The sequence below is a fragment of the Acidovorax sp. T1 genome (genome assembly GCF_002176815.1).
GTDB lineage: Bacteria > Pseudomonadota > Gammaproteobacteria > Burkholderiales > Burkholderiaceae_C > Acidovorax.
In genome coordinates, this window is sequence record NZ_CP021648.1 from 1,368,774 (window position 1) to 1,382,294 (window position 13,521).

Annotated in this window: 12 protein-coding genes; 10 read left to right on the top strand and 2 right to left on the bottom strand. The window is 63.7% G+C overall.

Translation table 11 applies throughout. From position 1 onward, the window contains the following. The first annotated feature begins 9 nt into the window (after positions 1-9). From lpxB to CCX87_RS06550, 8 genes are all read left to right on the top strand, one after another. A complete protein-coding gene (gene lpxB, locus CCX87_RS06515) occupies positions 10-1,167 on the top strand; it encodes a lipid-A-disaccharide synthase (protein ID WP_087744820.1) in 1,158 nt (385 codons plus the stop codon). Continuing rightward, positions 1,139-1,756 carry a ribonuclease HII gene (gene rnhB / locus CCX87_RS06520; protein ID WP_087744824.1) on the top strand — a complete coding sequence of 206 codons (618 nt, stop codon included), beginning with the start codon at positions 1,139-1,141 and terminating at the stop codon, positions 1,754-1,756. The genes lpxB and rnhB overlap by 29 nt, the downstream gene beginning before the upstream one ends. Before the next feature lie 208 nt (positions 1,757-1,964). Then, on the top strand, positions 1,965-2,738 hold the full coding sequence (locus CCX87_RS06525) for a TrmH family RNA methyltransferase (RefSeq protein WP_087744826.1): 774 nt from the start codon (positions 1,965-1,967) through the stop codon (positions 2,736-2,738). 197 nt (positions 2,739-2,935) lie between these two features. After that, complete coding sequence (gene carA / locus CCX87_RS06530) at positions 2,936-4,123, top strand: glutamine-hydrolyzing carbamoyl-phosphate synthase small subunit (protein ID WP_087744829.1); 1,188 nt, start codon at positions 2,936-2,938, stop codon at positions 4,121-4,123. After that, complete coding sequence (gene carB / locus CCX87_RS06535; protein ID WP_087744832.1) at positions 4,123-7,389, top strand: carbamoyl-phosphate synthase large subunit; 3,267 nt, start codon at positions 4,123-4,125, stop codon at positions 7,387-7,389. Before carA ends, carB begins: the two co-directional genes overlap by 1 nt. Positions 7,390-7,570: 181 nt before the next feature. Then, a complete protein-coding gene (gene greA / locus CCX87_RS06540) occupies positions 7,571-8,047 on the top strand; it encodes a transcription elongation factor GreA (protein WP_087744835.1) in 477 nt (158 codons plus the stop codon). A 13-nt stretch (positions 8,048-8,060) separates the two neighbouring features. Continuing rightward, entirely contained in the window at positions 8,061-8,477 is a 417-nt protein-coding gene (locus CCX87_RS06545) for a DUF4149 domain-containing protein (RefSeq protein ID WP_087744839.1), read from the top strand. A 31-nt stretch (positions 8,478-8,508) separates the two neighbouring features. After that, positions 8,509-9,408 carry a Kdo hydroxylase family protein gene (locus CCX87_RS06550; RefSeq protein WP_087748216.1) on the top strand — a complete coding sequence of 300 codons (900 nt, stop codon included), beginning with the start codon at positions 8,509-8,511 and terminating at the stop codon, positions 9,406-9,408. A gap of 67 nt (positions 9,409-9,475) precedes the next feature. On the opposite strand, the gene CCX87_RS06555 is transcribed toward CCX87_RS06550, so the two are convergent. Continuing rightward, positions 9,476-10,198 carry a glycosyltransferase gene (locus tag CCX87_RS06555; RefSeq protein WP_232476497.1) on the bottom strand — a complete coding sequence of 241 codons (723 nt, stop codon included), beginning with the start codon at positions 10,196-10,198 and terminating at the stop codon, positions 9,476-9,478. 49 nt (positions 10,199-10,247) lie between these two features. Further along, a complete protein-coding gene (locus CCX87_RS06560) occupies positions 10,248-10,724 on the bottom strand; it encodes a YhbY family RNA-binding protein (RefSeq protein WP_087744844.1) in 477 nt (158 codons plus the stop codon). Between the two features lie 31 nt (positions 10,725-10,755). Here CCX87_RS06560 and CCX87_RS06565 point away from each other — a divergent pair, with 31 nt between their 5' ends. Beyond that, positions 10,756-11,418, top strand: a complete 663-nt coding sequence (locus CCX87_RS06565) for an RlmE family RNA methyltransferase (RefSeq protein ID WP_087744848.1) — start codon at positions 10,756-10,758, stop codon at positions 11,416-11,418. 168 nt (positions 11,419-11,586) lie between these two features. Beyond that, positions 11,587-13,506, top strand: coding sequence for an ATP-dependent zinc metalloprotease FtsH (ftsH, locus tag CCX87_RS06570; protein WP_086912816.1), 1,920 nt, complete (start codon positions 11,587-11,589; stop codon positions 13,504-13,506). Positions 13,507-13,521 lie beyond the last annotated feature (15 nt).

A 13,521-nucleotide genomic window follows, 5' to 3' on the forward strand; every position in this document is an offset into this window, starting at 1 on the left:
GGGCTGGTGATGAGTGCCTCCCCCCGCGTCGCCATGGTGGCGGGCGAAACATCGGGCGACCTGCTGGCGGGGCTGCTGCTCGATGGCCTGCAGGCCCAGTGGCCCGGGTTGCAGGCGCAGGGCATTGGCGGGCCGCAGATGGCGCGCCGGGGCTTCAAGGCCTGGTGGCCCAGCGAGCGGCTGGCGGTGCATGGTTACAGCATGGAAGTGCTGCGCCGGCTGCGCGACATCCTGGGCATTCGCAAGCAGTTGCGTGCGCGCTTGCTGCAAGACCGCCCCGATGTGTTCATCGGCGTGGATGCGCCCGATTTCAACCTGGGCCTGGAGGCCGATTTGCGCGCTGCCGGCATCCAGACTGTGCATTTTGTGTGCCCTTCGATCTGGGCCTGGCGTGCGGATCGGGTCGAAAAAATCCGCCGCAGTGCCGGCCATGTGCTGTGCATCTTTCCGTTCGAGCCGCCATTGCTGGCGCAGCATGGCATTGCCGCGACCTATGTGGGGCATCCGCTGGCGAATGTCATTCCCATGGTGCCCGACCGCCGCGCCGCCAGGGCGCAGCTGGGGCTGCACGACGCCGACGAGGTGCTGGCCATCTTGCCGGGCAGCCGGTCTGCGGAGGTGGATTACATCGCTGCACCCTTCTTTCAGGCTGCAGTGCTTATCCTTCAAGCGCGACCAGCTATTAAGTTGATAGTGCCTGCCGTGCCTGCCCTGCAGGGGCGCATCGAGCAGCTGGCGCAGGCCAGCGGTCTGGGCCATGCCCTGCAGATCGTCCCCGGCCAATCCCACACCGTGCTCGCCGCCTGCGATGTCACGCTGATCGCCAGCGGCACCGCCACGCTGGAGGCCGCGCTGTTCAAGCGCCCCATGGTCATTGGCTACCGCATGCATCCCGTGAGCTGGTGGCTCATGCGGCGCAAGCAGCTGCAGCCCTGGGTGGGCCTGCCCAATATTCTGTGCCGCGATTTTGTCGTGCCCGAACTGATCCAGAACGCTGCTACGCCGCAGGCGCTCAGCGCGGCCACGCTGCAGTGGTTCGACGCCCGCGCGCACCAGCGTGAAAAAATCACCGCGCTCGAACAGCGCTTCACCGCGCTGCACGAAAGCCTGCAGCGCGACACCCCCCGACTGGCCGCCGATGCGATCCAGAAAATCCTTGCCGCCTGAACAGGCCCGCCTGCCCTGGCATGTGCCCGGCCTGGTGGCCGGGGTGGACGAGGCCGGCCGGGGCCCGCTGGCCGGGCCGGTGGTGGCCGCTGCGGTCATCCTCGACGACCTGCACCCCATTGCCGGACTGGCCGACTCCAAGAAGCTCACGGCCGCGCGGCGCGAGGCCCTGTTTGACGAAATCCGCGCCAAGGCGCTGTGTTGCAGCATTGCCGAAGCCAGTGTCGAAGAGATTGACCGCCTGAACATCCTGCAGGCCACGCTGCTGGCCATGCGCCGCGCCGTGCTGGGCCTGCGGCTCAAGCCAAAAATGGTGCTGGTGGATGGCAATCGCCTGCCCACGCTGGACATGCCGGCCGAGGCCATTGTCAAAGGCGATGCGCTGGTGCCTGCCATTTCGGCCGCATCCATTTTGGCCAAGGTGCACCGCGACCGCTGGTGTGTGCAGGTGGATGCGCAATTTCCGCAATATGGTTTTGCCGGGCACAAGGGCTACGGCACAGCCGTGCACATGGCTGCCCTGCGCGAGCACGGCGCCTGCATCCACCATCGGCGCAGCTTCGCGCCCGTGGCCAGGGTGCTGACCTGAGAGGCTGAGAGTCTTTCATCCATGCCCGCCTTGCACGCCAAAACACACCGGCTCGTCGTTGCAAATACTCGCCATAGCCCGAGCTATGGCTGTGTTTTGCGCCTAGACCCGGCGCGTTTTGACGCGCCTTTCGGGCACGGCCGAAAAACGCTCAGCCTCTGAGTCGCCTGGCCCCACTCGCTTTTACATGGCCCGCCCGGGACAACGCATGACCTCCGCCCCCCTGACCGTCATCCACTCGCGTGACAACGCCTTTGTCAAAGACCTGCGCCGGCTGGCGCAGGACAGCACGGCCTACCGCAAACAAGGCCGCGTCTGGCTGGAGGGCGACCACCTGTGCAGCGCCGCGCTGCAGCGTGGCGTGCACCCCGCCATTGCCGTATTTTCAGAGTCTTTTTGGCCTCTGGCGCCCGCTGTATATGCGCAAGCAGCTATTAAAGTAATAGTGATTGCCGATGCCTTGTTTGCCGACATCAGCGGCCTGGAGTCGCCGGCGCCCATGGGTTTTGTGGTGGATGCCGCCGCGCCCAGGGTTCTGCAGGCGGGTGTGGCCACGGTGGTGCTGGACCGGGTGCAGGACGCGGGCAACGTGGGTTCCATCCTGCGCAGCGCATCGGCATTTGGCTTTCGGCAGGTGGCGGCGCTCAAGGGCAGCGCGGCGCTGTGGGCGCCCAAGGTGCTGCGCGCGGGCATGGGCGCGCACTTTGCGCTCGACCTGGTCGAAGGGCTCGCGCTGGAAGATTTGCAGGCGCTCAATGTGCCGCTGCTGGTCACCAGTTCGCACGCCGGCGATTATTTGCACCGCGCAGCTTTGCCCTGGCCCTGCGCCTGGGTGCTGGGCCATGAAGGGCAGGGGGTTTCGTCCGCGCTGGAGGTGCAGGCCGCCCAGCGCATCCGCATTGCGCAGCCGGGCGGGGAGGAGTCGCTGAACGTGGCCGCCGCCGCCGCCATCTGCCTGCATGCCAGCGGCGCCATGCGCTGAAAGCTGGCCTTCACGGCGGGGTGGGATTTGCCGGACGGCAACTTGCGCCGGGTGCAGCTGGGTATAATCGGGGGCTTTTCTCGCAACAGCGTCGCCCGATCGCACCCAAAGCAACAACCCATCTGAGAGCAGCCGCCGGCATTCGTTGCGCGAGCGGCCTGCAGGCGCCGGGCGACCGTAACCATCCGGAGAATCCAGTGCTTTTGTCTCTACAGGGAAACTTCCCGCCCGCCATCTTGGCGCTCGCAGACGGCACGGTCTTTATCGGCAATTCGATCGGTGCTTCATCGGCAGAGGTGGGCACCACCGTCGGCGAAGTGGTGTTCAACACCGCCATCACCGGCTACCAGGAAATCCTCACCGACCCCAGCTATTGCCAGCAGATCGTGACGCTCACGTATCCGCACATCGGCAACTATGGCGTCAACACCGAGGACATCGAAGCTGACAAGGTCCATGCCGCAGGCCTCATCATCAAGGACCTGCCCCTGCTGGCCAGCAATTTCCGATCCACCGAAACGCTGTCGCAGTACCTCGTGCGCCAGAAGACGGTGGCCATTGCCAACATCGACACCCGCAAGCTCACCCGACTGCTGCGCAGCAAGGGCGCGCAAAACGGCGCCATCGTCGGCCTGGCGGCCGGTGAGACCGTGACGCAGGCGCGCATCGACGCCGCGCTGGCCGCAGCCAAGGCCGCGCCCAGCATGAAGGGCCTGGATCTGGCCAAGGTCGTGACCACTCCCACCTCGTACCCCTGGATCCAGACCGAGTGGAAGCTGGGCTCGGGCTACGGCAAGCAGGAGTCACCCCGCTTTCATGTGGTGGCCTACGACTTTGGTGTGAAGCTGAACATCCTGCGCATGCTGGCCGAGCGCGGTTGCAAACTGACGGTGGTGCCTGCCCAAACGCCAGCCGCCGAAGTGCTGGCCATGAACCCCGATGGCGTGTTCTTGTCGAACGGTCCCGGCGACCCGGCGCCCTGCGACTACGCCATCACGGCGGTGCGGCAGATCATCGACAGCGGCGTTCCCACCTTCGGCATCTGCCTGGGGCACCAGATCATGGCCCTGGCGTCAGGCGCCAAGACGTTCAAGATGGACAACAGCCACCATGGCGCCAACCATCCGGTGAAAGACCTGGACACGGGCCGCGTCAGCATCACCAGCCAGAACCACGGCTTCGCGGTGGAGATGGAATCGCTGCCCGCCAACCTGCGTGCCACGCACATCAGCCTTTTCGACGGCACGCTGCAAGGCCTGGTGCGCACCGACAAGCCGGCGTTTTGCTTTCAGGGGCACCCCGAAGCATCGCCCGGTCCGCACGATATTGCCTACCTGTTCGACCGCTTCACGGCATTGATGGCCACGGCCCAGGAGAAAAAATAATGCCAAAGCGCACCGACATCCAAAGCGTCCTCATCATCGGCGCCGGCCCGATCATCATTGGCCAGGCCTGCGAATTTGACTACTCCGGCGTACAGGCCTGCAAGGCCCTGCGCGAAGAGGGCTACAAGGTCATCCTGATCAACAGCAATCCTGCCACGATCATGACCGACCCGGCCACGGCCGACGTGACCTACATCGAGCCCATCACCTGGCAGACGGTCGAGAAGATCATCGCCAAGGAGCGCCCCGACGCCATCCTGCCCACCATGGGCGGCCAGACCGCGCTGAACTGCGCACTCGACCTGTGGCACCACGGCGTGCTCGACAAGTACCAGGTCGAACTCATCGGCGCCACGCCCGAGGCCATCGACAAGGCCGAAGACCGCCTGAAGTTCAAGGACGCCATGACCAAGATCGGTCTGGGCTCCGCGCGCTCCGGCATCGCCCACAGCATGGACGAAGCCTGGGCGGTGCAAAAAAGCGTGGGCTTCCCCACGGTGATCCGCCCCAGCTTCACGCTGGGCGGCACGGGCGGCGGCATTGCCTACAACCCCGAAGAGTTCGAGACCATCTGCAAGCGCGGCCTGGAAGCCTCGCCTACCAACGAGCTGCTGATCGAAGAATCGTTGCTGGGCTGGAAAGAGTACGAGATGGAAGTGGTGCGCGACAAGGCGGACAACTGCATCATCATCTGCTCGATCGAGAACCTCGACCCCATGGGCGTGCACACCGGCGACTCGATCACCGTGGCCCCTGCGCAGACGCTGACCGACAAGGAATACCAGATCATGCGCAACGCCTCGCTGGCAGTGTTGCGCGAGATCGGTGTGGACACGGGCGGCTCCAACGTGCAGTTCTCGGTGAACCCGAAGGACGGCCGCATGATCGTCATCGAGATGAATCCGCGCGTGTCGCGTTCGTCGGCGCTGGCCTCCAAGGCCACGGGTTTCCCGATTGCCAAGGTCGCCGCCAAGCTGGCCGTGGGCTACACGCTCGACGAGCTCAAGAACGAAATCACGGGCGGTGCCACGCCCGCGTCGTTCGAGCCTTCGATCGACTATGTGGTCACCAAGATCCCGCGTTTTGCGTTCGAAAAATTCCCCACGGCCGACAGCCGCCTGACCACGCAGATGAAGTCGGTCGGCGAAGTGATGGCCATGGGCCGCACCTTCCAGGAATCCTTCCAGAAAGCCCTGCGCGGCCTGGAAGTGGGCGTGGACGGCATGAACGAAAAGACCCAGGACCGTGAAGTGCTCGAGAAGGAACTGGGCGCGCCCGGCCCCGAGCGCATCTGGTACGTGGGCGATGCGTTTGCCATGGGCTTGTCGGTGGACGAGGTGTTCGACCTCACCAAGATCGACAAGTGGTTCCTGGTGCAGATCGAGCAGATCGTGAAGATCGAGCTGGAGCTGGACCAGTTGGCCGTGGACAAGGGCGATGCCGCGCTGGCTGCGCTCGATGCCGCCACGCTGCACACGCTTAAGCAAAAGGGCTTTTCCGACCGCCGCCTGGCCAAGCTGCTCAAGACCACGGAAAAGGCCGTGCGCGACCAGCGCCGCGCACTCAAGGTGCGCCCCGTGTACAAGCGCGTGGACACCTGCGCGGCCGAGTTCGCTACCGACACCGCCTACCTGTATTCGACCTACGAGGTCGCACCCTACGGCGGCGTTGCGGAATGCGAAGCCGAGCCGACCAACGCCAAGAAGATCATGGTGCTGGGCGGTGGCCCCAACCGCATCGGCCAGGGCATCGAGTTCGACTATTGCTGCGTGCACGCAGCCCTTGCCATGCGCGAGGATGGTTATGAAACCATCATGGTCAACTGCAACCCCGAGACCGTGTCCACTGACTACGACACCTCGGACCGCCTGTATTTCGAGCCCGTCACGCTCGAAGACGTGCTGGAAATCGTCGACAAGGAAAAGCCGGTCGGCGTGATCGTGCAATACGGCGGCCAGACGCCGCTGAAGCTGGCGCTCGACCTGGAAGCCGCAGGCGTGCCCATCATCGGCACCAGCCCCGACATGATCGATGCCGCTGAAGACCGCGAGCGCTTCCAGGCGCTGCTGCACAAGCTGCAATTGCGCCAGCCGCCCAACGCCACGGCGCGCACCGAAGCCGAGGCCTTGGAAAAGGCCGCAGCCCTGGGCTACCCGCTGGTGGTGCGCCCGAGCTACGTGCTGGGTGGCCGCGCCATGGAAATCGTGCACGAGCAGCGCGACCTGGAGCGCTACATGCGCGAAGCCGTGAAGGTGAGCCACGACTCACCCGTGCTGCTCGACCGCTTCCTCTCCAACGCCATCGAGTGCGATGTGGATTGCGTGCGCGACTCGACCGGCGTGACCTTCATTGGCGGCGTGATGGAGCACATCGAGCAAGCCGGCGTGCACAGCGGCGACTCGGCCTGCTCGCTGCCCCCGTACTACCTGTCCAAGGCCACGGTCGATGAAATCAAGCGCCAGACGGCCGCCATGGCCGAAGGCCTGAACGTGGTCGGCCTGATGAACGTGCAGTTCGCCATCCAGGAGGCCGATGGCAAGGACATCATCTATGTGCTCGAAGTGAACCCGCGCGCCTCGCGCACGGTGCCTTTCGTCAGCAAGGCCACCGGCATCCAGCTGGCCAAGGTGGCCGCGCGCTGCATGGCCGGCCAGACGCTGGCCTCGCAAGGCATCACCAAGGAAGTGACGCCACCGTACTTCAGTGTGAAGGAGGCCGTGTTCCCGTTCGTCAAGTTCCCGGGCGTGGATACCATCCTTGGCCCCGAGATGAAATCCACCGGTGAAGTCATGGGCGTGGGCAAGACCTTTGGCGAGGCCTTCGTGAAGAGCCAGATGGGCGCGGGCACCAAGCTGCCCACCTCGGGCAAGGTGTTTCTTACCGTGAAGAACAGCGACAAGGCACGCGCCGTGGCGATCGCTCGCGATCTGGTGGCCATGGGTTTTGAACTCGTGGCGACCAAGGGAACGGCGGCTGCCATTGCCGAGGCTGGTGTGCCCGTCGCAGTGGTCAACAAGGTGACCGAGGGCCGCCCGCACATCGTGGACATGATCAAGAACAACGAGATCGCCATGGTTATCAACACGGTGGAAGAGCGCCGCAACGCCATCGCCGACTCGCGGGCCATCCGCACCTCGTCGCTGCTGGCACGGGTCACCACGTTCACCACCATCTTTGGTGCCGAAGCGGCCGTCGAAGGCATGAAGCACCTCGACAACCTGGATGTGTATTCGGTGCAGGAACTGCACGCCCAGCTGGTGGCCTGAGCCCCCGGCAAACGCGGCATAATCTGCCGCTGACCAGACACCGCCGCGCGGCAACGTGCGGCGGTTTCCTTTTGTAGGGTCGCCAATGGCATTGGCATGGAAATTCCATGGCAACCTGTGGTGACTGACCGGTGGGGCGGCGTCGTACCCCCACCGTTTTGATTGATGGAGTTTCAACACCATGGCCACCATTCCCATTACCAAGCGCGGCGCTGAAATGCTCAAGGCGGAGTTGCATCGCCTCAAGACCATAGAACGGCCTGCTGTGATCACGGCGATTGCCGAGGCGCGCGCGCAGGGTGATCTGAGCGAAAACGCCGACTACGACGCAGCCAAGGACCGCCAGGGGTTCATCGAGGGCCGCATCCAGGAAATCGAAGGCAAGCTCTCGGTGGCGCAGGTCATTGATCCGAGTGGCGTGGACGGCGGCGGTAAGGTGGTCTTTGGGGCCACGGTCGAGCTCGAAGACGAAGAGTCTGGCGACACGGTGAAATACCAGATCGTGGGCGAGGACGAGGCCGATCTGAAGCACGGCCTGATCAATATCTCCAGCCCGATTGCCCGCGCCTTGATTGGCAAGGAAGAGGGCGACACGGCGGAAGTGCAGGCACCGGGCGGTGTGCGCCGCTACGAAGTCGTGGCGGTCCGCTATTTGTGATGGGGCTGTGACGATGAAACGCCTGCCTGTCTGGCTGTCCGCGCTGTGGTGGGGGAGCCTGACGACCATCGGCTTCGTGGTGGTTCCCCTGCTGTTCGCTCATTTGCCAACCCCGGCTCTGGCAGGCAACATGGCGGCACGCTTGTTCACGGCGCAGACCTGGATCGGTCTGTGCTGCGGCCTGCTGCTGCTGATGTACTCGCGCTCGCGCTGGGTGGATGAGCGGCTGGATTGGTCGGCCTCTCTCATGGCACTGGTGATAGCAGCCATGCTGTGTGCTCTGCTGGCCGAGTTTGTCGTGGCGCCCCGGATCGTGGCGCGTGACAATTTGCGTTGGTGGCACGCGGTGGGTACCGGGCTTTACGGGCTGCAGTGGCTGCTGGCCGCAAGCCTGTTGTGGAAATTTTCTCGCGTGCACCCGTCGGCCTAGGCCGGGTGTCTGCATGTTGTGGGGGTACACCGTGGAATCTCAGATAGTCTCGATCGATGCGTCGGATTGGCGCAGTGTTCAAGGGCGTCCCGAGTGGGTTGCTGCCCTGGAAGCCGGCAAGGTTCTTTTCTTTCCGCATTTGAAGTTCGCGCTGCAACCCGGTGAGTCATCGCTGCTGCGCCCCGATATCCGTGACGAGAGGTCGCGAAACATTAGCCTGGATGCCACCGGTCGCCTCAAGGGGGCTGCCGGAGATGCGCCAACGCAAGCGCTGCTGACCCAGGCGATTGCGCGTTTTCGGGAGGACGCCAACGCCTTGATCGCTGGTCTGCTACCCGGATACCTGCCGCACCTGCGCATGGCGCCTACCAGTTACCGCCCCGCCAAAGTAGAGACGCGCGCCCAATCCTGGCGCGCGGATGACCGGCGTTTGCATGTTGACGCCTTTCCGTCGCGGCCCAATTATGGTGAGCGGATCCTTCGGGTCTTCACCAACCTCAACCCCGAGGGCCAGCCGCGTGTCTGGCGGGTCGGTGAGCCGTTCGAGCAGGTGGCCCGCACCTTTTTGCCGCGCGCCAAGGCCTATTCGCGCTGGCAGGCCAAGGCGTTGCACCTGCTGCATGTGACCAAGTCCTTGCGCAGCGAATACGATCATCTGATGCTGCAACTGCACGACGGCATGAAGGGCGATCTGCAATACCAATCTCGGTGTGAGCAGGAACCCGTGGAGTTTCCCGCTGGCTCAAGCTGGGTGTGCTTCTCGGATCAGGCCTCGCACGCGGTGATGTCGGGTCAGTACATGATGGAGCAGACGCTGCACCTGGCGCCCGGTCAGGAATACGACCCTGCGTCCAGTCCCCTGTCCATCCTGACGCGGATCGTGGGGCGGCCGTTGCAGGGCGTTTCTTACGGCGCTGCGCAGCAACTCTAGGCCTGCGCCTGGTTCCGACGGGCCCTCCATCCTGGGATGTGGGCCTGTCGCCTGTCGGTGCGCGGCTTTATTCGCGCCAATGCTGCCCGATCCAGCGGGCCGGGCGAATGTAACGAAAGCGTCGATTGCGCAGCCCGGCCAATGCGTCGGGCGGATTGCATTCACCGTGGAAGATCACGATGCGCGCACCGTCCGGAATGCCGGGTTCGGTCCAGTAATTGGTGGGCCAGGCGGGAATGCCGTGGTACTTGAAGCTCGGGCACCAGTCTGCTGGCCAGTAGCTCAGTTTGCCCTGGCGGTGCAAAAAGTCGGAGAGGAAAGCCTGCTCGTTGCGGAACTGGCGTTGCACCTCGTCCATGTGGGAGCGAAAGTGCGCAAGCACATCGGCATGCGCGCCCAGTTCAAACCGGTACACCGAGGAGTTGCCCGTGATGCGCTGGCCAAAGCGCCACATTCTGGGGTAGTCATGAATGATCAGGAACTCGCCCGGTTGCTCAAAAAAAGCATCCAGGCTGCCCACGACCACCACATCCAGGTCCAGAAACAGTGCCGTGCCGCGCAGGCCGTGCAGATCGACCTCGAACGTGGTCAGTTTCTTCCAGGCGCCATCGCGCTGCCCGGGGGCCAGCTGAAGGTTGAGCGGGGGAATGGGCTGGCATTCCACCTCGGGGCGGATGCCATCGCTGCGGTCGGTCAGGCAGATGAAGCGAAAGTCGCCACGCAGGTGGCGCCGCACCATCGCGTAGAGACGGTTGACATATTCGGGGCCATATTTCGTGCCCCACTTCATGCAGAGGATGTGGCGTTGAGGCGCCGATGCCGGGGTGCTTTGCATCGTGTCAGTTGGACTGGCTTTTCTTGATCGACTTCAGCTTGGGCTTTTTCGCGCGCTTGATCTGCCCGCCGGGCGTGAGGCGCTGGTTGCCCAGCACGCGCAGCTGCTTGATTTCAGGCCGCTGGCCGCCGCGCTTGCTGTATTTGAGCACCTTGACATCGCGCGGGCCGGGCATGCGGTCTTCGTCCGGTGTGCGTTCCTTGACGGGCTGGGGGCGCCAGAGCACCAGCAGTTTGCCGATGTGCTGGATGGGCGCGGCGTTCAGGTCTGCGGCGAGCTGCTGGTACATCAGTTCGCGGGCGGTGCGGTCGTCGTTGAAGATGCGCACCTTGATCAGCCCGTGGGCGTTCAGGGCGGCATCAATTTCTTTTTGCACGGCGGGGGTCAGGCCATCTCCACCCACGAGGACCACGGGGTCGAGGTGGTGGGCATTGGCGCGGTGTTCCCGGCGCTCTGCGGGAGTCAGTTGAATTTGGGACATGGCCGTATTATCGAGGCAGGATGAAAAATCAATGAAAGTTAAAACCCAAAGCAAGAAGGTCAACAAGGCCTGGTTGAACGACCATGTCAATGACACCTACGTCAAACTGGCCCACAAAGAGGGCTACCGGGCGCGCGCGGCCTACAAACTCAAGGAAATCGACGAGCAGCTGGGGCTGATCAAGCCGGGCCATACGGTGGTGGATCTGGGTTCCACCCCCGGCGCCTGGAGCCAGTATGTGCGCCGGCGCCTGTCGCCCACGGGCGCGGCGGCCGGGCAGCTCAATGGCTGCATCATTGCGCTGGACATCTTGCCGATGGAGCCGATCGAGGGCGTGACCTTCCTGCTGGGCGATTTCCGGGAGCCCGAGGTGTTGCAGCAACTGGAAGATGCGTTGCAGGGCCGGGCGGTGGATGTGGTGGTGTCCGACATGGCGCCGAACCTGTCGGGCATCGAGTCGGCCGATACGGCGCGCATTGCGCATCTGGTGGAACTGGCCGTGGACTTTGCCTGCCAGCACCTCAAGCCCGAGGGCGCGCTGGTGGTCAAGCTGTTCCATGGCAGCGGCTATGGCGAGCTGGTGGCACTGTTCAAGAGCCGCTTCAAAACCGTGAAACCGCTCAAGCCCAAGGCATCGCGCGACAAGTCCTCCGAAACTTTTCTGGTGGGCATGGGTCTCAAGAAAACTGCCTGAAAGGCATGGCTTTGGGCCATGATCTGCACAATCTGGCGCAAAAGTCCGTGCTGATCCCATGGCTGGGAGGGGGAATAAGCCGCCCCCCAAGGCTTGAAACACCTAAAATGGTCCACACATAAGCCATGACGGCTTTGTGACCGTTTTTTCCCGCGACTGGAGTCCCGCTTGAACAATCAGTGGTTTTCAAAAATTGCCGTGTGGCTCGTCATCGCCATGGTGCTGTTCACTGTGTTCAAACAGTTCGACACCCGCACCGGCGCCAGTGCTGGCCATGTTGGCTATTCGGAGTTCCTGGAGGAAGTCCGAAGCAATCGCATCAAGAGCGCCACCATCCAGGAAGGCCAGGGCGGTACCGAGATCGTTGCGGTCACCAACGATGACCGCAAGATCCGCACCACCGCCACCTACCTCGACCGTGGGCTCGTGGGCGATCTGATCAACAACAACGTCAAGTTCGACGTCAAGCCCCGCGAAGAAGGCTCTTTGCTCATGACCCTGCTGGTCAGCTGGGGTCCCATGCTGCTGTTGATTGGCGTGTGGGTGTATTTCATGCGCCAGATGCAGGGTGGCGGCAAGGGTGGCGCCTTCAGCTTCGGCAAGAGCAAGGCGCGCATGTTGGATGAAAACACCAACCAGGTCACTTTCGCCGATGTGGCTGGCTGCGATGAAGCCAAGGAAGAAGTCAAGGAAGTCGTGGATTTCCTGAAAGACCCGCAGAAGTTTCAGAAGCTCGGCGGCCGCATTCCGCGCGGCCTGCTGCTGGTCGGCCCTCCTGGCACCGGCAAGACCTTGCTGGCCAAGTCGATCGCGGGCGAAGCCAAGGTGCCGTTCTTCAGCATTTCGGGTTCCGACTTTGTGGAAATGTTCGTTGGCGTGGGCGCGGCCCGCGTGCGCGACATGTTCGACAACGCCAAGAAGAACGCCCCCTGCATCATCTTCATCGACGAAATCGACGCCGTGGGCCGCCAGCGTGGCGCAGGCCTGGGCGGTGGCAACGACGAGCGTGAACAAACCCTCAACCAGATGCTGGTCGAGATGGATGGCTTCGAGACCAACCTGGGTGTGATCGTGGTGGCTGCCACCAACCGCCCCGACATTCTGGACGCCGCCCTGCTGCGCCCTGGCCGCTTTGACCGCCAGGTTTATGTGACGCTGCCCGACATCCGTGGCCGCGAGCAGATCCTGAACGTGCACATGCGCAAGATCCCGATCGGTCAGGACGTGGCCCCCGGCATCATCGCCCGTGGCACGCCCGGCATGAGCGGTGCCGATCTGGCCAACCTGTGCAATGAAGCCGCCCTGATGGCTGCCCGCCGCAACGCGCGCACCGTGGAGATGCAGGACTTCGAGAAGGCCAAGGACAAGATCCTGATGGGGCCCGAGCGCAAGAGCATGGTCATGCCCGAGGAAGAGCGCCGCAACACGGCCTACCACGAGTCGGGCCACGCCCTGATCGGCAAGCTGCTGCCAAAGTGCGACCCGGTGCACAAGGTCACCATCATTCCCCGCGGTCGTGCCCTGGGCGTGACGATGAGCCTGCCCGCGCAGGACCGCTACAGCTACGACCGTGAATACATGCTCAACCAGATCAGCATGCTGTTTGGTGGCCGCATCGCCGAAGAAGTGTTCATGAACCAGATGACCACCGGTGCCAGCAACGACTTTGAGCGCGCCACGCACATTGCCCGCGACATGGTTACGCGCTATGGCATGACCGATGCCCTGGGCCCCATGGTCTATGCCGAGAACGAAGGCGAAGTGTTCCTGGGGCGGTCCGTCACCAAGACCACCACCATGAGCGAGCAGACCATGGAAAAGGTGGACATGGAAGTGCGCCGCATTATTGACGAGCAGTACAACCTGGCACGGCGCCTGATCGAAGAAAACAGCGACAAGATGCACGCCATGGCCAAGGCATTGCTGGAATGGGAAACCATCGACACCGACCAACTCGACGACATCATGGCCGGCAAGGCACCGCGCCCGCCCAAAGACTGGACGCCGCGCACGCCGCCGTCCTCGGGCGATGGCCCCAGCGGTGGCTCGCCGGCCGTAGCCACGGAGCCTGCCCCGACCGTCGCCTGACGCCGGCGCGCGTTC